1 protein-coding gene is annotated in these 278 nt (G+C 71.9%); it reads left to right on the forward strand.

Features of this window, described 5'->3' with window-relative positions; translation table 11 throughout:
- A partial coding sequence (locus tag EN874_RS33475) for an amino acid adenylation domain-containing protein (RefSeq protein WP_135884763.1) occupies positions 1–278 on the forward strand: 278 nt, incomplete at both ends.

The following is a 278-nucleotide window of genomic DNA, read 5'->3' on the forward strand; positions in this document are numbered from 1 at the left end:
GGCAGAAGCAGAGGCTCGCGGCGTATGTGGCGGGGGACGCGCAGGCGGGGAGTCAACGGGCAACAAACACCGACCCAGCGAACGGCACCCCCGCCCCGTCCTTCGCGCTCGACGCCGCCCCCCTGCAACGCCAACTCGAGCAGAGGCTGCCCGCCTACATGGTGCCGTCGTCGGTGACGGTGCTTGCGCGGCTGCCGTGGATGCCCAACGGTCAGCTCGATCGCGCCGCGCTTCCCGCGCCGCAAACGGGCGAGCGCGAGCGGATTGCGCCGTCGAAC

The organism is Mesorhizobium sp. M1D.F.Ca.ET.231.01.1.1 (assembly GCF_003999155.2).
Taxonomy (GTDB): Bacteria; Pseudomonadota; Alphaproteobacteria; order Rhizobiales; family Rhizobiaceae; genus Mesorhizobium.